16 protein-coding genes are annotated in these 18,097 nt (G+C 66.4%); 9 read left to right on the top strand and 7 right to left on the bottom strand.

The window, feature by feature from the left end; translation table 11 throughout:
* Positions 1–8 precede the first annotated feature (8 nt).
* The gene (locus ACG2LG_RS01670; protein WP_396255754.1) at positions 9–1,652 is read left to right on the top strand and encodes an esterase/lipase family protein; all 1,644 of its coding nucleotides are present in this window, start codon (positions 9–11) and stop codon (positions 1,650–1,652) included.
* Here the strand turns inward: ACG2LG_RS01670 and ACG2LG_RS01665 are convergent.
* Positions 1,633–3,225 (bottom strand): hypothetical protein, encoded by a 1,593-nt coding sequence (locus tag ACG2LG_RS01665; RefSeq protein ID WP_396255752.1) that lies wholly within the window; start codon positions 3,223–3,225, stop codon positions 1,633–1,635. The two genes, ACG2LG_RS01670 and ACG2LG_RS01665, sit on opposite strands and share 20 nt — an antisense overlap.
* Before the next feature lie 131 nt (positions 3,226–3,356).
* Here ACG2LG_RS01665 and ACG2LG_RS01660 point away from each other — a divergent pair, with 131 nt between their 5' ends.
* From ACG2LG_RS01660 to gltS, 8 genes are all read left to right on the top strand, one after another.
* Positions 3,357–3,695 (top strand): hypothetical protein, encoded by a 339-nt coding sequence (locus ACG2LG_RS01660; protein ID WP_396255750.1) that lies wholly within the window; start codon positions 3,357–3,359, stop codon positions 3,693–3,695.
* A 15-nt stretch (positions 3,696–3,710) separates the two neighbouring features.
* The gene (locus tag ACG2LG_RS01655; RefSeq protein ID WP_396255749.1) at positions 3,711–5,222 is read left to right on the top strand and encodes a DUF3300 domain-containing protein; all 1,512 of its coding nucleotides are present in this window, start codon (positions 3,711–3,713) and stop codon (positions 5,220–5,222) included.
* A 21-nt stretch (positions 5,223–5,243) separates the two neighbouring features.
* Positions 5,244–6,146: a DUF2950 family protein gene (locus ACG2LG_RS01650; RefSeq protein ID WP_396255747.1), complete on the top strand. Its 903-nt coding sequence runs from the start codon at positions 5,244–5,246 to the stop codon at positions 6,144–6,146.
* Between the two features lie 53 nt (positions 6,147–6,199).
* Positions 6,200–7,624: a DUF1254 domain-containing protein gene (locus ACG2LG_RS01645; protein ID WP_396255746.1), complete on the top strand. Its 1,425-nt coding sequence runs from the start codon at positions 6,200–6,202 to the stop codon at positions 7,622–7,624.
* Between the two features lie 36 nt (positions 7,625–7,660).
* Complete coding sequence (locus tag ACG2LG_RS01640; protein ID WP_396255744.1) at positions 7,661–8,656, top strand: DUF1214 domain-containing protein; 996 nt, start codon at positions 7,661–7,663, stop codon at positions 8,654–8,656.
* Positions 8,657–8,702: 46 nt separating this feature from the next.
* Positions 8,703–9,521 (top strand): transporter, encoded by an 819-nt coding sequence (locus tag ACG2LG_RS01635; protein WP_396255743.1) that lies wholly within the window; start codon positions 8,703–8,705, stop codon positions 9,519–9,521.
* A gap of 15 nt (positions 9,522–9,536) precedes the next feature.
* Entirely contained in the window at positions 9,537–10,487 is a 951-nt protein-coding gene (locus tag ACG2LG_RS01630; protein ID WP_396255742.1) for a transporter, read from the top strand.
* Positions 10,488–10,629: 142 nt separating this feature from the next.
* Complete coding sequence (gene gltS / locus ACG2LG_RS01625; RefSeq protein WP_396255740.1) at positions 10,630–11,832, top strand: sodium/glutamate symporter; 1,203 nt, start codon at positions 10,630–10,632, stop codon at positions 11,830–11,832.
* A 118-nt stretch (positions 11,833–11,950) separates the two neighbouring features.
* On the opposite strand, the gene ACG2LG_RS01620 is transcribed toward gltS, so the two are convergent.
* The 6 genes from ACG2LG_RS01620 to ACG2LG_RS01595 form a co-directional block, all read right to left on the bottom strand.
* Entirely contained in the window at positions 11,951–13,060 is a 1,110-nt protein-coding gene (locus tag ACG2LG_RS01620; RefSeq protein ID WP_396255738.1) for a type IV pilus twitching motility protein PilT, read from the bottom strand.
* A gap of 15 nt (positions 13,061–13,075) precedes the next feature.
* Entirely contained in the window at positions 13,076–14,158 is a 1,083-nt protein-coding gene (locus ACG2LG_RS01615; RefSeq protein WP_396255736.1) for a type IV pilus twitching motility protein PilT, read from the bottom strand.
* A 25-nt stretch (positions 14,159–14,183) separates the two neighbouring features.
* Positions 14,184–14,555: a hypothetical protein gene (locus ACG2LG_RS01610; RefSeq protein WP_396255735.1), complete on the bottom strand. Its 372-nt coding sequence runs from the start codon at positions 14,553–14,555 to the stop codon at positions 14,184–14,186.
* Positions 14,525–14,920, bottom strand: coding sequence for a phage holin family protein (locus ACG2LG_RS01605; RefSeq protein ID WP_396255733.1), 396 nt, complete (start codon positions 14,918–14,920; stop codon positions 14,525–14,527). Before ACG2LG_RS01605 ends, ACG2LG_RS01610 begins: the two co-directional genes overlap by 31 nt.
* Positions 14,921–14,993: 73 nt before the next feature.
* Positions 14,994–15,419: a YqjD family protein gene (locus ACG2LG_RS01600; RefSeq protein ID WP_396255732.1), complete on the bottom strand. Its 426-nt coding sequence runs from the start codon at positions 15,417–15,419 to the stop codon at positions 14,994–14,996.
* 84 nt (positions 15,420–15,503) lie between these two features.
* Complete coding sequence (locus ACG2LG_RS01595; RefSeq protein WP_396255731.1) at positions 15,504–18,080, bottom strand: AsmA-like C-terminal region-containing protein; 2,577 nt, start codon at positions 18,078–18,080, stop codon at positions 15,504–15,506.
* Positions 18,081–18,097 lie beyond the last annotated feature (17 nt).

The following is an 18,097-nucleotide window of genomic DNA, read 5'->3' as shown; positions in this document are numbered from 1 at the left end:
ACCCGGGAATGATGCGCGGGTTCCGGCTGCTGCCTGTCCGGTTTCGCACCGCCGGCCCCGGCGTGCTGGCCGCCGTGCTGCTGGCGGGGTGCGGGGCGCCGACGGTCGCACCCTACATGCGCCCGCCCGCCGCCCCCGGCGACCATCGCATCGAGGCCCCCCTCGCCGCCGCAGGGTCCGCCTGGAAGATCCTCGCCGACCCCGGTCGGGACGCCGACTGGCCCGCCGCGGGCGAGGCTTACAACGAAGCCGTCGCCGCCGCCTTCGACGACCTCCGCCGGGCCGGCAGCGACTGGAAGAAGGCCGCCGCCACCACGGGCACCCGCCTGGCCGACCCGGGCCCCGGCGATCTCGACCCCGCCCTGCTCGGCGTCGTGTTTCCCGCCTCCAAGGTCGACACCCGGCGCCTCGGTGAGCGCCAGCTCGCCTCGGGCATCGGACTGCCGTTGGTCGGCTGGATCGAGGACGAGTTGCCCCTCTACGATAGGGCGAGATTTCCGCCTCCCGCCGGCATCACCGCCACCGCCACCGCCATCCTGCGCTTCGACCGCGGACCCACACCGGTCTGGCAGTTCCGCCAACCCTTCAACTCCGAACTCATCCGCGTCGGCGGCGTCCATCATCCGCTCCGCAGCGACTGGTCCGCCGCCCACGCCCTGTACTGGGAGATGAGCCGACTGGACCGCACCACGATCCAGAACGTCCTCCTCCCGCAGCGCCTGCAACGGATCGAGGGGATCTTCTTCACCCGGCCGCCGGACCCCGACCGGATCCCCTTGGTACTGGTCCACGGACTCAAGTCGAGCCCCGACGTCTTTGACCGGATGATCAACGAGTTGATCGCCGACGGGGACATCCGCAGCCGCTACCAGCTGTGGGTCTACAGCTATCCGACCGGGGTTCCCTGGGGCCTGGCGGCCGCACGCTTTCGCGAGAGCTTCCGCGCCGCGCTCGCCTACGCCCGTGAGGAGGGTTGCCGGCATCTGGACAAGACGGTGGTGGTCGCCCACTCCAAGGGAGCGCTGATCACCCAGGCGAGTCTGCGTGACCCGGGGGATGCCGTGTATTCCACATTCATCAAGAAGCCGATGGATCAACTCGATGTGACCCCGAAGGAACGGGAGCTGCTCCGCGAGGTGTTCCTGTGGGAACCGCTGCCCTGCGTCCGCCGCGCGGTTTTCCTGGCCGCCCCCCACCGCGGCAGTCCCTTGGCCGAGCACTCACTCGCGATGCTGGCGTCGAGGCTCATCCGGCTCCCCAAGCTGCTTACCGTCGAGATCCCCGACCTGCTCGTCCGCAATGCCGCCGCCCTCACCGATCCCGACCTGGTCTCGGCGGAGGAGAGCCTGAGGTTCCGTGGCCGCAACATCCGCCTGCCGACCGGGATCGAGGCGCTGCAGCCCGGACGACCCCTGTTCCAGATCGTGCCAAACCTGCCATTTCGAAAGGGGGTCCACCTCCACTCGGTCATCGGCGACCGCGGCCGAAGCGACACCCCGGACAGCTCCGACGGCGTCGTACCGTACTGGTCCTCCCATCTCGACGGAGTGGACAGCGAGTTGATCGTGCCCTCCGACCACAACGTGCCGAAATGCCCGGAAGCGATCCAAGAGGTCAAGCGGATCCTGCTGCTCAACCTGCGCGAAAACTGACGCCAGCCTCCGCCAGTGACCGCTCGATCATTTCCACCATCTCCGGAGGTTTCACGTAGCGGGTGATCAACCAGCGTCCGCGCTCGGGGAAGTCCGGCTTCATCTCCAGCAGGCGCTTCGCCGCGGCGGCTGCCTCCTCCGTTTGCCCATCGGCGGCCAGCGCCACCGACTCCATCAGCGGGCTCCAGAAGTAGGACTCCGGGGCATACTCACGGGCGGCGGTGAGGGCCGCCGCCGGATCGTCCCGCATCAAGCCGTCCAGCCACAGGGCACCGTAGCAGGCCCGCCGCGGGAACGGGTTGATCTCCAGCGCCTGTCTCAGCAGTGCCGGCCCCTTTTCCCAGTCGCCGGACAGCGTGAGCAGATATCCGATCACATCCAGCCAGAACATGGACGTTCCATTGACTTCGAGCGCGGCCTCCGCCTCACCAAGCGCCTCGTCCAACTCGTCAACGAGCAGCAACAGATAGGAGAGAATGGAACGGCAGCGCACGTCCCGGGGGGCGAGGCCGCCGCCGCGCCGGGCCGCCGCCAGCGATTCCTCGATCGGCAGGACCTCTCCGGGCAGCCCGAGACTCCAATGCGCCCCGCCGAGCCGGGCGAGATAGGACCAGCACACCGCACACTCGGGATCCGCATCCACCGCCTGGCGGAGGGCGGCGAACGCTTCGACAAACGCCGCCGGATCGTTCGTCACATCGAAGTGCAGGTAGCGAAGGATGGCCTGGTAGGCGCTGCCGCCGGCAGCGGGATCCCGGCGCGACTCTCCGCCGAGGTGTCGCGACAGGAACCCCTGCTCCTCCGCCACCATCGCCACCGTGGTGTGAACCACCTTCTCCAATCGACAAGCCTGCTCCGGCCCCTCCGGGCACAGGAACGTCTCGGCCCAGACCTGTCGGCCGCTTTCGCCGTCGATCAGATCCAGGGTGAGTTTCAGCCCGTCATTCCGTGCCACGATCGTGCCTCCGAGGCGGAAGCGCGCTTCGTCGGCCCGACCCGGCCGTTCTCCGGCCACCGGACCACGGAAGACGTGAAGCGCCTGGTCGCGGCTGAACTCTGCGGAGAGGTCGGAAGCGAGACCCTCGGCGACGAAATCAACTTCAGGCCGCCCTGTCAGGTTGCGGAGCGGTGAAACGAGAAGCGTCGGCCAGGGGTCGGTGGCCGGCACGTCTCCCGGATCGATCGGCTGAAGCGCTCCGGAGGAGGACTCCCGCCACTCGAAGGTGGGCACATAGGAGCCCTTCGGCAGCTGGATCGACACCGGGTCGGCAACGCCCGCCGTAAGGTAGTAGTGCTCGATCGAGCGGCGCACCCGCCCCGCCTGCATGCGGACGATCGGGTCGGTCGTCGGGTCGAATTCATCCCCGCGGTCGAACACGCTGCCGGCGATGGCTTGCTGCGAAATCATCTGCGAGCGCCCGTCCAGCACCTCGCCCACCACGAATCGCAGGAAATCCACCGAGCGCTGGCTCGTGTCGAACTCCGGACTCTCCGTGACCCGATCCAACTGCTCCTCGACGGCCTGCCTGTCGGGCGGCTTTCCATTCTGACGCTGGCGGCTGCTTGAGGGCATGAGAAAAATGGTGAGACCTTAACCAGCACTCATCGCACGGACCCTAGGCAAGCAACCGAGCGATGGTCAATGACCGTAAGTTACCCCGCGTTACTTGGCCGTGGTGTCGGCGAAGTGAAAAGTTCGCTTCCATGAGAACCGGGGAGCCCGCCCAGCCACCTGATCCGGTGCTCATGCTTCAACCCCGGTCGGAAGCGGCGATCCGTCAGCTCTTTCATGAAGATGAGGAATTCCGCGAACTCTGCAACGACTACGCCGAATGCGTCGCCATGCTCGACCAATTGCGCAGGGGACAGGGAGGGGCCGATGACCGGATCGAGCAATACTGCGAACTCCGCGTGAATCTCGAACACGAGCTCGTCTGCCGCCTCCCGCGTCCGCCGGCGGGCCGGGAACCTGCCCTCGTCCACCGTGCTCCCCCGACCGGGGCGGACGTTCCTGAAAATCCGCCCGCCACTCCCCCCAGATAGCCCTTCTACCCACCGATGAAGACCACGCCTTTTCCCCAACCGCTCCAGCAAATGGTCGCCACGGTCATGGCCGCCGGATTGCTGGTCTCCACCCCCGGCTTCGCCCAGGCCGTGGCCGCTTCGACCGAAGCCGCCGCCCAAGCCCCTCCCGTGACTCCCGCCTCTGAAGCGTCGGACCCTGCGGATACCGGCGAGCCCGCGCCGAGGGTCAGCGCCGAAGAGGCCGGCTACGAGAAGCTCGGCATGGAGCAGCTCGAGCCGATCGTCGCGCCGGTCGCCCTCTACCCCGACGAGCTGCTGGCGCAGATGCTGCCGGCCTCGACCGTGCCGCTCGATGTCGTCGCGGCGCAGCAGTTCGTCGAACGCGAGCCGGAATTCGAGGAGCCACCGGCTGAAGCGGTCGAATCCTGGGACCCGGCGGTGGTTTCGCTGCTCCAGTTCAAGGACGTGCTCGACCTGATGGCCGGGGACATCAACTGGACGATGACCCTCGGGCAGGCCTTCTACTATCAGGAGTCCGACGTTTACGACGCGATCCAGCTGGTCCGCACCCGGGCCGACGCCAAGGGCCTGCTCACCGACAACCAGCAGCAGGTCTATGTGAAGGAGACCGAGATCATCCGCATCGAGCCAGCCGATCCGCAGGTCATCTACGTGCCCAAATACGAGCCGCAGGTGATCTACGTCGAGAAGCAGCCCACCGCCAGCGCCGCCCCCTTCCTCACCTTCGCCACCGGCGTCGCCGTGGTCTGGGGACTGAGCTGGGCCTTCGACTGGGGCAAGCGCAAGTGCGTCCACCACCACCACTGGTATCAGCCATGGCACCACCATCACTATCACCACCACTACGGCCGTCCGTACTACGGTCACAAGCCGCCGCCGCGGCCGCCGTCCTACCGGCCCCCGGTTCGTCCGCCCCACCCTCCCGGCTGGAGGCCGCCCGGCCAGCGACCACCCGGCTACCGGCCTCCACGGCCGATCCCGCCGCCCGGCCATTTCCCGGTCCTGCGCCCCGATCGCCCCGGTGCGCGGCCGCCCGCCGACGGAGGATCCTGGCGCCCCCCGCGTCCGCCCGCCGTCAAGCCACCCCAGCGCCCCGGTGGCGGACGTCCTCCGCTCGCCACCCCGCCGCCCCGGCCCACCCCGCTGCCGGCGACCCGCCCCGCCGTTCCCGGCAACCGCCCGGGGACCCCGACCACTCGGCCGGCAGTGCCGACCAAGCCGACGACCCGGCCGGCGGTTCCCACCAAACCCACGACCCGACCGGCTGTCCCAACCAAGCCGACCACTCGACCGGGCACCCCGGCTGCATCACCGGGATCGAACTTCCGGCCCGCCACGCGCCCGAGCGCCCCGGCCAACCGCAAGGACCTCCAGCGAGGGAGTTCGAGCCTCAACCGCAGCGGCGGCCAGGCCAGGCCCGCTCCGTCCGCTCGACCGACCAACCGCTCCTCCTTCCAGCCACAGGGCGGCAGCAACCGCGCCTCCTCTCGCGGGGCCGCCAGCGGCAACCGCCGCAGCCGTTGAAATCCTCACACCATCCCAGTCATGAAACACTCCACGCTCACCGCCATCGCGGCCCTCGCCCTCCCGCTGGCCAACGCCCAGCAGTCTTTCGATTCCGCGGAGGCCGCCTTCGCCGCCGTCGCCAAGGCCTGCGCCGAAGGCGACAAAGCAGCACTCACCACCATCATCGGCCCCGACGCCGAAAGTCTGCTCGCCGACGAAACCACCTCGACCCTCAAAGCCTTCGCCGAGGCCTACGAGCTCGACCACGAGGTCCTGACCCGCGACGACCAGCGGCTCATCCAGGTCGGCGACGTCGGCTACATCCTGCCGGTCCCGGTGGTCGCCGCGGATTCGAAGTGGACCTTCGACCTTCCCGCCGCACTCGACGAGATCCACAAGCGTCGCATCGGCCGCAACGAAATCACCGCCATCGAAACCCTGCGCGCCTACGTCGAGGCCCAGCGCGACTACGCCGCCGACGACCACGACGGCGACGAGGTCAACGAGTTCGCCCAGCTCATCGTCAGCACCAAGGGCCAGCGCGACGGACTCTACTTCGAAACCGAGCCCGGCGAACCGCCCAGCCCCTTCGGTCCGCTGGTCGCCGAGAAGGCGGAATACCTCAAGGATCGAAAACCCGGCGACCCCTACTACGGCTACTACTACAAGATCCTCCGCGGCCAGGGCGACGCCGCCCCGGGTGGGGCCTACGACTACGTCATCAACGGCAACATGATCGCCGGCTACGCGATGCTCGCCTGGCCCGCCGACTACGGCAAGTCGGGCATCATGAGCTTCATCGTCAACCACCAGGGCAAGGTCTTCGACCGCGACCTCGGCCCCGGAACCGCCAAGGCTGCCGAAGCCATCACCGCCTATCAGCCCGACGACAACTGGTCCGAGGTCCCCGCCGACGACCTCGACGAGTCGACGATCGAATGAGTCCGTCTGTTTCGCCTTCCGCTTTCCCACTCTCAAAGCACAACACCAACCCCATGACACGCATTCTCGCCACCCCCATCCTGATCGCCGCCGGGCTCGCCGTCTGCGGCTGTGACCGCTCCTCCGAACCGGCCTCCGGACCCGCTGCAACCGACCTTTCGCCCGAAGAGGCCCGTGCCATCGCCAAGGAAGCATACATCTACGCCAACCCGATGGTGGACAACTACCGCATCTTCCATGGGGCCTTCGTTGACGAGACGAGTCCTGATTACAAGACGCCGATCAACCAGCTCGTGAACCTGGCGCGGGTTTACACGCACGAGGACCGGGCCGTGCAGACCGCCAATTCCGATACGCCCTACAGTTGGTTGGCCCTGGACCTGCGCACCGAGCCCTTTGTGTTGACGGTGCCGCCGGTTGAAAAGGAGCGCTATTTCAACATCCAACTGATCGACCTTTACACCCATAATTTCGACTACATCGGAAGCCGAACGACAGGCAACGATGGCGGTGATTTCCTGGTCGCCGGGCCGGGGTGGAAGGGCGAAGTGCCCGAGGGCATTGCCAAAGTGATTCATTGCGAAACCGAACTGGCGGTCGCCGTCTACCGAACCCAGCTCTTCAACCCGGCCGACCTGGACAACGTGAAGGCCGTCCAGGCCGGCTACAAGGTGCAGCCCCTCTCCGCGTTTCTCGGCCAGCCGGCGCCCGAAGCCGCACCCGCGATCAACTTTATCGAGCCGTTGACGCGCGATGAAATCAAGAAATCACCCGAGGTATTCCAGCAGCTGAATTTCGTGCTGCAGTTCTGCCCCACCCATCCCTCCGAAAAGGAGCTCATGGCCCGGCTCGCCCGACTCGGTATCGGGGCTGGAAGGACCTTCGATTGGGATGCGTTCTCTCCTGAAGTCCAGAGAGCCATCGGTCAGGGCATTGCCGATGCCTGGGCAGACTTTGCGGCGCTGAAGGAGCGGGCCGACGCGGGCGAGGTCGGTTCCGGCGAGATCTTCGGCACCAGGGAACATCTGAAGAACAACTACCTCTATCGCATGGCCGCCGCCGTTCTCGGCATCTGGGGACACAGCGAGGAAGAGGCGATCTACCCGTCCTACTACGTGGATGCCGATGGGGAGAAGCTCGACGGCTCCCACCGTTACACCTTGCGGTTTGCGCCGGGACGGTTGCCGCCCGTCAACTCCTTCTGGTCGCTGACGATGTACGAACTGCCGGAAAGCCTGATGGTGGAAAACCCCATCAATCGCTACCTGCTCAACTCGACCATGCTCGACGATTTCGTGCGGGACGATGACGGCGGAATCACCCTCTACCTGCAGCATGACTCACCGGGCACCGACAAGGAAGCCAACTGGCTGCCGGCGCCCAAGGGCCCCTTCAGCGCGGTGATGCGTCTTTACTGGCCCAAGAAGGAAGCCCTTGACGGCTCGTGGACGATACCGCCGCTGAAACGGGCGCAGTAACGGAGACCCATCCAAAACCTGCAACAAGGAGAAATCATGAAGAAGCTACTACTGAGCGCACTGTTGCTCCCGACGCTCGCCTTTGCCGAGGACATCACGATCCAGAACCTCGTGCGCGCCGAATCCGACACGATGTTCCGGATGACCATGAAGGAAAGAAACATCGGCATCGGCGAGCTCTTCCACGATCGCAAGGCCGCCTCCGCCAACGAACCCCAGACGGTGATCCGGCCCAACCAGGACACATTCTACTCCGCCGCGATCATCGATCTGTCGAAGCCTGTGACGGTCAAGCTGCCGAAAGGGGACGGGCGGTTCCAGTCGGTGCTGGTCATCAGCCAGGACCACTACAACTTCGGCTATGCCAAACCCGGAGCATATCAACTGACCGAGGAGGAGGTCGGGACACGCTTCGCGATGCTGCTGTTCCGCACCTTCGTCGATGCAGGCGATCCCGACGATGCCGCGCGGGCCCATGCGGTGCAGGATGGCATCGTCATCGAGGGCGGCGGAAAGGGACCGTTCGAGGCGCCGAATTGGGACCTCGAAGCCCTTGCCAAGGCGCGGAAGGCGGTCAACGACCTTGCGGCGGTGGTCGGTCTCGAATCCAGCACTTCCTTCGGTCGACGCGGCGAGATCGACCCGCTGGGCCACCTGATTGGGATCGCCGGCTGGGCCGGACAACCGGCCACGATGGCCGAAGGCATCGTCGATGCCGTCGAAATGAACGACGGCAAGACGCCCCATGTGGTCACCGTCAAGGACGTGCCGGTGGACGCCTTCTGGTCGATCACCGTTTACGACGCCGACGGCTTTCTCGCCGCCAACGATCTCAATCGCAACAGCTACAACAACACCTCGGCCACGCCGAACGACGATGGTTCCTACACGATCCATTTTGGCGGCGACCCCAAGGCCAAGAACTACCTGCCCATCACCGAAGGCTGGAACTACACGATCCGGCTCTACCAGCCGCGCAAGGAGGTTCTGGATGGCACCTGGACCTTCCCGGCCATCGAGCCCGTGGAATAGTGGAACGGCAAGCGATCCCACAACGAATCCTCACATCCAAACGACCATGAAACCCCATGCCGGACCACCGATGCGATTCCTCCCGGCGCTGCTGCTTTTGACCACCCTTGCCTGCCCGCTCGCGTCACGGGGCGATGACGCCGCCGACCTTGCCCAGGACCTCACCAACCCGCTGGCCGACCTGATCACCCTGCCGATCCAGGCGAACTACGACGACGGCTTCGGTCCGCTCGGCGACGGCTGGCGCCTCCAGACCAACATCCAGCCGGTGATCCCGTTCGAGCTCAACGAGCACTGGAACCTGATCACCCGCACCATCATCCCGGTGATCCACCAGGAGGACCTGTTCCCGGGTTCCGGCTCCCAGTTTGGGCTCGGAGACATCAACATGAGCCTGTTCTTCTCGCCCCGTTCGGCGTCGGACGACTTCGTCTGGGGCGCCGGCCCGGTGTTCCTGTTTCCGACGGCCACCGATTCGCTGCTGGGTGCCGACAAGTGGGCGGCAGGACCGTCGCTTGTCATGCTGCGGATGCAGGGCCCGTGGACCTACGGCATCCTTGCCAACCACCTCTGGTCCTTCGCCGGAAGCGGCAGCCGACACCTCAACAACACCTTTGTTCAGCCTTTCGTCGCTTACACGACGGAAAGCGCATGGACCTTCTCGCTGCAGAGCGAGATGAACTACAACTGGAGCGCCGAGCAGTGGTCCATTCCGGTCAACGCCGCGGTCTCGAAGCTGGTCCGATTTGGCAAGCTGCCCGTCAGCCTCCAGGCCGGGGTCGGCTACTGGGCGGAATCGCCGACCAACGGTGCCGACGATCTCCGCTTCCGTCTGCAAATGAACTTCGTTCTGCCAAAATCATAGCACCGCCCTCCTTTCATGAAACGACACCCTTCCATCCTGCCTGCCCTATCCGTTCTCCTGCTCGCCACCCCCTGCTCGCTCGCCGAGGAAGGCGGTGCCGGTCACCACGTGCCCGGCGGCATGGGCACGCTGATCGACCTTTTGCCGACCGAACCCGGCTGGGTGTTCGAGTCGATGTACATGCGCTATTCCGGCGATGCCTCGGCCACGGCCCGGATCCCCATCGCCAACCGTATCAGCCTCGGGCTGGACGCGACCAGTGATGCATTCATGCTCGGTGGCTTCTGCACCTTCGAAGAGCAAGTGTTGGGGGCCCATTATTCGGTCGGAGCCTTCGTTCCGTATGTCTGGATGGACGTCGAGGCCCTGGTGCGGATCGGCAACCTCCCGCCCGCCTACCAAGGTTCGAGCGAGAGCGGCCTTGGGGACATTTCGCTGATGCCGGTGATGATGGCGTGGAAGTCGGGCGAGTGGCAGTTCAACGCCGCACTGCCGATCTACGCTCCGACCGGCGACTACCGGGTCGGTCGTCTCGCCAACCCGGGCCTGAACCACTGGAGCTTCGACCCGACCGTCGGCGTCGCCTACTCCAACGAAGAAACCGGATTCAATTTCGCGGCCCACACCGGATTGACCTTCGCCACCGAGAACCCCGACACCAACTACCGCAACGGCACGCTGTTCCACCTCGACCTCAGTGCCCAGCAACTGCTGCCCGCCGGCCCCGGCTTCCTCGGCATCGGCGTCGAGGCCTTCTACCTCGAACAGGTCCGCGACGACAGCGGCCGCGGAGCGCCCCCCGGCGGCTTCAAAAGCCGCAGCTACGGTCTCGGGCCGGTGCTGAGCTACATCCTGCCGGTCGGTGACGACGTCTTCGTCGCCGAGGCGCGCTGGTTGGCCGAACTCGACACCACCAACCGGATGCAGGGCGACTACTTCTGGCTCAAGGCGGTCTATCAGTTCTGACGCCCGGGCGGCCTCCACGCCAAGCCCGACCACCCGGCGGCGGGTTCCCGCCTGTGCACCCCACCCGCCACCGCAGGCGGGATGGCTTGCCCCGTCGGCAGCTCCCTCTCAGGCTACCCCCTCCATTTCTCCCCCCCGCCTTATGGAATTCGAGCTCCGCGCCATCACCACCTTCAACCTGGCCATCCTGGTTCTGTTCTTCGGCAAGTGGCTCAACCAGCGCATCCCGCTGCTCCGCCGCTACAACATCCCGGAACCTGTCAGCAGCGGCCTCCTGGTGTGCCTCGCGACCTGGGCGATTTATGGCATTTGGGGCGCCGAAATTTCCTTCGACCTGAGGAGCCGGGACATCCTGCTGGTGTTCTTCTTCGCCGGCATCGGATTGAACTCGGACTTGCGCTCGCTACTCGCCGGAGGGCTGCCGCTTGTGATCCTGCTCGCCGCCACCGTGGTCTACATGTTCATCCAGAACTTCACCGGCGTGGGTGTGGCGAGCCTGTTCGGGCTGGAAAAGGCGGTCGGCATTCTCGGCGGCACCACCTCGTTGATCGGCGGCCACGGCACCGCGATTGCATGGACACCGACCTTCCGCGACGAATATGGCATCGGAAATGCCAGCGAGATCGGCATCGCCTGCGCGACCTTCGGCCTGGTCCTCGCCTCGCTGATGGGCGGCCCGATCGCCAACATCCTGATCGGTCGCCACAAGCTGGAGCCGAAGGCGGTCGACCAACCCGACGTCGGCATGACCCACGACCGGGAGCACTCGCCGATCGACGCCTACTCGGTCCTCAGCGCGTGGCTGGTGCTCAACATCAGCCTCACCTCGGGCCTCGCGATCCAGGAGGCGCTGGAGAAGGCGGGACTGCAGCTTCCGCTTTTCGTCTGCTGCCTGTTCGGGGCCATCCTGCTGACCAACATCGTGCCGAGGATCTTCCCGAAGCTGGCCTGGCCGGCGGGCAGCCGTTCGCTCGCGCTGATCTCCGACATTTCGCTCGGGATGTTCCTCGCGATGTCGCTGATGAGCCTGCAATTGTGGACGCTGGCCGAACTCGCCGGGCCGATCCTGGCGATCCTCGGTGCCCAGTTCCTGATCGCCTTCGCCTTCGCGCTCTTCGTCGTCTTCCGCCTGATGGGCCGCGACTACGAAGCGGCGGTCGTGTGCTCCGGCTTCGGCGGCATTTCACTCGGCTCGACGCCGACGGCGATGGCCAACATGACCGCGGTCAGCAAGCGCTACGGAGCGGCCCACAAGGCCTTCATCATCGTGCCGCTGGTCTGCGGATTCTTCGTCGACATCGCCAACGCGGTCATCATCAAGGCCTTCCTGACCCGGTTCGGATGACCTCGACGCCTTTCGGCCTGAGCCTGCCGAGGGTTCGCCGGATCAATCAGGAGAAGGGACTTCCAGTCTCTTTCCCCAGCGACGCGTCCGATGCAAAGGGGCTGGAAGTCCCTTCTCCTCAGTGATCATGCGGGCTTTCGCCGGAGGCGTCGCCGAGGTGCTCGAGCTCCTTGGGAAGGAACTTCTTGAAGCGGGTCTTGTCGATCGCCTTCATGTAGGCCTCCTGTGGAGAGATCATGCCGGACTGGAGTTTCTGCCAGATCGACTCGTCCATGAACTGCATGCCCTCGCCCTTGCCGCCGGTGATGACGTCGTAAAGCTTCTGCGTCGCTCCCTCGCGGATGATCGCCGAGACCGCCGGGGTGGCGAACATGATCTCGTGCACGGCGACCCGGCCCGGCTTGTCGGTGCGCTTGCACAGGAGCTGGGCCAGCACGCCCCGTAGCGACGCGGCAAGCATCGTCCGCACCTGCGACTGCTGGTCGGACGGGAAGACATCGACGATCCGGTCGACGGTCTTGCGGGCGTTGTTGGTGTGCAGGGTGCCGAAGACGAGCAGGCCGGTCTCGGCGGCCGTGAGCGCCAGCGAGATGGTCTCGAGGTCGCGCATCTCGCCGACCAGCACGATGTCGGCGTCCTCGCGCAGTGCGGCCCTCAGGCCGTCGGCGAAGGAGGGCGTCTGGATCGGCACCTCGCGCTGGGTGATGATCGACTTCTTGCTCGAGTGCACGAACTCGATCGGCTCCTCGATGGTGATGATGTGCCGGTTGTAGTTCGAGTTGATGTAGTCGAGGAGGGCGGCGAGCGTGGTCGACTTGCCCGAACCAGTGGGGCCGGTGACCAGCACCAGTCCGGAGCGGATTTGGCCGAAGCGTTTCACCACCTCGGGCACGCCGAGTTCCTCGAGCTGCATGATTTCGGTCGGGATCAGGCGGAAGACGGCGGCGAGACCGTTCTTCTGCTTGAGGTAGTTGCAACGGAAGCGTGACTCCTCGTCCATCTCGTAGGCGAAGTCGAGGTCTCCGGTGTCCATGTAGATCTTGAAGGCGTTCTCCTCGCAGATCTCGGAGAGCATGCGGTGCATGGTGTCGTGATCGAGCACGGCTTCGCCTTCGATCGGATTGACCGCGCCGTGGACGCGGATCTTCGGCGGCTGGCCCTCCGAGATGTGGAGGTCGGAGCCGCCGCTTTCGACGAGATGCTGGAAGAGTCGGTCGATTTCAGCCATGGGCGCGGGAAAGGGTCAGGATTCGAAGAAGGAGAGCATCTGGGTCTTGTCCTCGGCGCGGAAGAGCGCCTCCTCCTGGGTGATCTGGCCTTTGACGTAGAGATTCCGCAACGACTCATCCATCGTGAGCATGCCGACGTTCTTGCCGGTCTGCATCACCCCCGGGAGCATGTAGGTCTTTCCTTCGCGGATGCAGTTGGCGACCGCCGGCGTGTTGACGAGCAACTCGAGCGCCATCACCCGTCCGTCGCCGCTGGCCTTGGGCAGGAGCTGCTGGGAGAGGATCCCGCGCAGCGATTCGGAGACCATGATGCGGATCTGCCCCCGCTGATCGACCGGGAAGACATCGAGCACCCGGTCGAGCGTCCGCGGGGCGTTGCCGGTGTGCAGCGTGCCGAGCACGAGGTGCCCGGTCTCGGCGGCGGTCAGGGCGAGCTGGATGGTTTCCAGGTCGCGCATCTCGCCGACCATGATGACATCGGGATCCTCCCGCAGCGCCCCCCGCAGGGCCTTGGCGAAGGAGTCGGTGTGGAGGTGCACCTCACGCTGGTTGACGTGGCTGTTCTTCGACTCGAAGACGTACTCGATCGGATCCTCGAGGGTGAGGATGTGGTCTTCGCGGTCCTTGTTGATGAAGTCGACGAGCGCGGCGAGGGTGGTGGACTTGCCCGAGCCGACCGACCCGGTGACGAGGATCAGGCCGTTCTGGTAGCGGGTGAGCGGCACGATGCTGTCGATGGGGAGGTTGATCTCCTCCATCGAGCGGATCTGGGTGTTGATGATCCGGAAGACCATGTCGTAGCCGAGGCGTTGCTTGACGACGGAAGCGCGGAAGCGGCCCTCGTCATTGGCGTAGGCGAAGTCGACGTCGCCCTTTTCCTGGAGGCGGGTCCACTCGCGCTCCTCGAGGAACGAGCGCACGAGCTTCTCGGTTTCCTCGGCGGTCAGCGGTTCGTGATCATCCCAGATCGGCAGCAGCTGGCCGAAGCGGCGCCACGCCGGCGGGAAACCGGTGGGGAGGTGCACATCGGAGCAGTCGTATTCGCGACCCAGCCGGAGGTACTGGTCGACGTGATCAAGCACTTGGTGTTCTGCCATGTCCGGGAGGAATTACAGCCGGGATTCAGAAAGTGGACACGGGAAATTGTGTCCTCTTTTCGGGTGAGGCCGGCCCGGGCAGGAACCGGCGCTGGATTTCCCGGGTGGCGAGCGACTTGAGCCACGGTTTGAGGACGGCCAGCACGGCGGGCAGCAGCAGTCGCAGCAGCGCCGACTTGCGCTTTTTCGAGCGCCGCGGGCGGCGCAGGACCATCGTGACCAGCAGCCCGGCGGCCGCCGACCCGCCGAACCACAGCCAGGGTTTCCGGGCGATCCGGCGCTTCAGCTGCTTGGGCACATCGAACTTTTCCCTGAGGACGAGCACCTCGTTCCCCAAGTGCCGGCGCGAGGCCTCGATCCGGTCGATCAGGGTTTGCGTTTCAGAGTCTCGAGCCATGCCTGGTCCTTCGCGAGTTCGGAGCGGGTGAGGGGAAATGCGGGGCCTCCCGGGCGCCGCAGGGAAAGCAGGGCGATCAGCCCGACGAGCAGGTGGACGCCGCCGGCGGCGAGCGTGATGTGCCACCACGTCCAGTCGGGCCGGGTCGCGGCGATGAGGCCGATCAGTCCGGCGACGGTGAGCATCCAGAAAAGCACCGCGCAGCCGACGATGAAGACGGCGGTCGCGGCGCGGCGGGCCGCCTGCCTGCCGGCTTCCCGGGCCTCAAGCCGGATCAGGTCGATCCGCGCCTGCACGAACTCGGCGGCGAGAGACTTCCAGTTCTCGGGCGTCGCGTCGGCGTCGGGATCCGGGGCGTCGTTCATGGTGGGTCGGGAAGCTCGCGGCCCGGAGCGAAGCGCTTCGGGCAACGGGGGCACCGTCGGCCTCTCGAGCGGTTCAGCGGCGGCTGATCAGTCCGATCAGAAAGCCCACGCCGAGCGCGGCAAGCACCGACTTGGTGGGGTTCTGGCGGATGTAGTCCTCGGCCGAGACGTGGATTTCGCGGGCGCGGTCGCGGGTGTGCACCCACTGCTCGTCGGCCGCGGTCCGCAGTTGGGTGGCCTTGGCCTCGGCGACCTGCTTGAGGTTCTGGGCCTTTTCCACCGCGCGGTCGCGGAACTGCTCGGCACTGGCCTTGGCGCGTTCGCCGACCGCCTTGGCCTCCTCGGCCTTCTCGTGGGCGAACTGCTTCGCCTTGTCGCTGGCGGCGTGGCCGAGGTCACTGGCGGCGTGGCGCAGGTCGTCGGCGGCCTTCGACACCGAGGGATTGGAGAATCCGCTTTCCGGCTCGAGTTCCGGTGATTTTGCAAAGTTGTCTGACATGATTCCGGTGTGTTTGGGGTTGCGTTCGTCTCGCTCCTTTACGCTGCCACCATTGGCCCGGGGGTGCAAGGCATGTCTGCCGCGTCAGGGGGGCGAAACGATCCTCGCCCGCGGCGGCGCGTCCACGGGCCGGGCCTTCGGCGGCTCGAGCAACCGGCTCTTCTGGTCCTCGGGCGGGGAGGTGAAGCTGACCGTGCGCCACTCGGGCTTCTCGATCGGGCCACTGCCCCGGAACTGGAACAACCCCTCGTAGATCGGCCGCAGGGGCAGCGTGATGAAGCCGAACAGGCCGCGCGCGTTCATCCGGATCGTCATGTCGAGCCGGTCCTTCGGCAGGTCGGCCTTGCCATCCCCGGTGAAGTGGATCGACGGCGTGCTGGTGAAGAAGTCCGTGGTCGAGACGACCCCCTTCTCGACGCGGAAGGTGCAGAACGCCTCGTTGGCTTCCTCGAAGCCGGCCTTGCGGCGCCCGAGCACCGCCGAGATCACCGGCGACAGCGGGCCGAAGATCGGCACCTCGAACAACTCGCCATCCTCCAGCAGGATGTTGCCGCTGCCGTCGAGCCCGGAGACGTCGCTGCCGGTCAGGGAAAAGTCCATCCGCCCGGTGATCGAGCCCTTCGGAGTACTATCGAAGTCGTAGGTGGTGGCGAGCCCGGGGACGCTCAGGGCGGTCCAGTCGATTTCCCCCTCGATCTGCTGCTGCCGGCGGCCGAGACGGCTGGTGAAGTCGGCGCGCAGGCGCCCGTCGAACAAGCCGGCGTCCAGCCCGGAGACCCGCACCTCGTCCGGCAGGACCCTGACGGTGCCCTTCGGCCGGGACAGCCGGAGGTCCTTTTCGAGGAACTCGTAGGACGCCGGGGCGTCGCTGGAGAACACCACGCGGAGGTCCTGCCGGGGCAGCCCCGTCTCGATGCCGATCGTGCCATCCGCCGCGAGCGTGGGCGGGCGGTGGAAACGGTAGGCCTCGAGTTCGTCGGCGACCTCCGCGGCGAAGGTGCGGACCACCGGGGCCGGCCAGACGCTGCCCCGGAGCTTGTTGATTTCAACCGTCTTGGCGATGTTGTCGTAAAGGATGCGGTCGACCGTCAGGGATCCGGTGCCGGGGCCTCCGTGGGCCTTTCGCAGCGGGTAGTCGTCGTAGTCGAAGTCGACCTTGCCCTTCGTGAAGTCGAGGCTGGCGTGGCAGAGGTCCATCTCCACCTCCGCGTAGTGGCTGGGCACGCCCCGGTAGGCGATGCCGCTGCTTTCCGCACGCCCCTTGAAATGCCAGTTCCGCGGGTCGTGGAAATCCGCCATGCCGGTGGCTTCCACCCGGCTCGCGGTGGCCTCGGTGGCGGAGAAATCGTCGAGCACCTGGGACAGCGGCTGGAACTGGATGGCGCGCTGCCAGAAGTCCACCGGGAGGTCGGTCGAGAACTCGTAGCGCAGCTCGCCGGAAGTGACGAAGGCACGACCGTCGAGCTGGTGGGCCCCGTCCTCGATGACGAGGTCCTCCAGAAGCAGACGGGCATCCCGCAGCGGCGGGCTCGCCGCAGCGCCGTCGGCACCGGGGCGGGGGAGGGTGGCTTCGACCGCGAAGCGGGTCGCCAGCCGGTCGGCGGACAGGTGCTCGAAACCGGGGCCGGGGAGATCGATGTCGCCGATGATCTTCAATCGCAGGGTCCCCTCGTCGCGGTGGAAGGAACCGTGGGCGTTCAGGGTGGGTGGGGCCTCCAGGGTCGGCAGGTTCTCCGGCAGGGTCGGGGCGACCTGCCGGATCAGGGCCGGAAGGTCGGCGGTCGAGGACAGCTCGAAGCGGCCCTCCGAGTCGGCCAGCTCGTACTCCAGCTTGCCGTTCATGCCGCCCGAGGGCGTCTCGAGATCGATCCGGTGCAGCACCAGCGTCGACCCGCGGACTTCGCCATCGATGTCGAGCCGGCGGATGTCGACGCCACGGCTGGTGAGGTCGGCGGCGCGAAAGTCGAGCTTGGCCCGCAGGCTCCCGTACATTTCCAGGTCGCCGCGGGCATCGATCCGGAGCCGCGGGGGTGCCGTCGCCTCGAGGTCGAACTGGTCGATCGCGTCGATCACGGCGATCAGGATGCGCCGGCGTTCGGCGCGGGCGCGCTCCATGTCCTCCAGCGTGCCGGTGGTGTCGGGCCGGTAGAGCTTGTAGAGCGCCTGCCCCTCGAGGCGCAGGCCGCCGACCATGCCGGAGACCCCGGAAGTCTCGATCTGCCGCACGCCGGAAAATTCGATCCGGGCGCGGGCGTCCGAAATCTCCAGCGCCTTGCTCTCGGGGTCGTCGGGGTCGACCGCCAGGGTCACCCGCGCACCCGTCAGCTCGAGCCGCTCCACCCGGAAGTCGCCGCGCGAGAGCTTGGTGCGGTCGATGTCGAGCAGCAGGTGATCGAGCCGGCCGAGCACCCGCTTGCGCGAGGCGTCGGTGTAGATCACCACCTCGCCGGCCTCGATGCCGCGCAGCGGCAGGTAGCGCAGGCTCTCGATTTCCGCATGCAGTCCGCTCGCGGCGAGGGCCTGCTCGATGCCGCTTCGCCACGACTCCGGCAGGCCGGTGTGGTTGGCCCACCACACCGTGCCGCCCGCCGCCAGCAGGCCGCAGAAGGCCAGCAGCGCCAGCGCCGTGCGCAGTCGATGGATGATGCGGATGCGTTTCACTTGCTTCCTGATGATGC

This window comes from Haloferula sp. A504 (genome assembly GCF_044385805.1).
GTDB lineage: Bacteria > Verrucomicrobiota > Verrucomicrobiia > Verrucomicrobiales > Akkermansiaceae > Haloferula.
Note: the sequence above shows the minus strand (reverse complement) of the source record. Positions and strands in the feature narration are given on the sequence as shown.

Coding starts and splice junctions, on each gene's coding strand:
- ACG2LG_RS01670 (WP_396255754.1), top strand. CDS start 9: ATGATGCGCGGGTTCCGGCTGCTGCCTGTCCGGTTTCGCACCGCCGGC.
- ACG2LG_RS01665 (WP_396255752.1), bottom strand. CDS start 3,225: ATGCCCTCAAGCAGCCGCCAGCGTCAGAATGGAAAGCCGCCCGACAGG.
- ACG2LG_RS01660 (WP_396255750.1), top strand. CDS start 3,357: ATGAGAACCGGGGAGCCCGCCCAGCCACCTGATCCGGTGCTCATGCTT.
- ACG2LG_RS01655 (WP_396255749.1), top strand. CDS start 3,711: ATGAAGACCACGCCTTTTCCCCAACCGCTCCAGCAAATGGTCGCCACG.
- ACG2LG_RS01650 (WP_396255747.1), top strand. CDS start 5,244: ATGAAACACTCCACGCTCACCGCCATCGCGGCCCTCGCCCTCCCGCTG.
- ACG2LG_RS01645 (WP_396255746.1), top strand. CDS start 6,200: ATGACACGCATTCTCGCCACCCCCATCCTGATCGCCGCCGGGCTCGCC.
- ACG2LG_RS01640 (WP_396255744.1), top strand. CDS start 7,661: ATGAAGAAGCTACTACTGAGCGCACTGTTGCTCCCGACGCTCGCCTTT.
- ACG2LG_RS01635 (WP_396255743.1), top strand. CDS start 8,703: ATGAAACCCCATGCCGGACCACCGATGCGATTCCTCCCGGCGCTGCTG.
- ACG2LG_RS01630 (WP_396255742.1), top strand. CDS start 9,537: ATGAAACGACACCCTTCCATCCTGCCTGCCCTATCCGTTCTCCTGCTC.
- gltS (WP_396255740.1), top strand. CDS start 10,630: ATGGAATTCGAGCTCCGCGCCATCACCACCTTCAACCTGGCCATCCTG.
- ACG2LG_RS01620 (WP_396255738.1), bottom strand. CDS start 13,060: ATGGCTGAAATCGACCGACTCTTCCAGCATCTCGTCGAAAGCGGCGGC.
- ACG2LG_RS01615 (WP_396255736.1), bottom strand. CDS start 14,158: ATGGCAGAACACCAAGTGCTTGATCACGTCGACCAGTACCTCCGGCTG.
- ACG2LG_RS01610 (WP_396255735.1), bottom strand. CDS start 14,555: ATGGCTCGAGACTCTGAAACGCAAACCCTGATCGACCGGATCGAGGCC.
- ACG2LG_RS01605 (WP_396255733.1), bottom strand. CDS start 14,920: ATGAACGACGCCCCGGATCCCGACGCCGACGCGACGCCCGAGAACTGG.
- ACG2LG_RS01600 (WP_396255732.1), bottom strand. CDS start 15,419: ATGTCAGACAACTTTGCAAAATCACCGGAACTCGAGCCGGAAAGCGGA.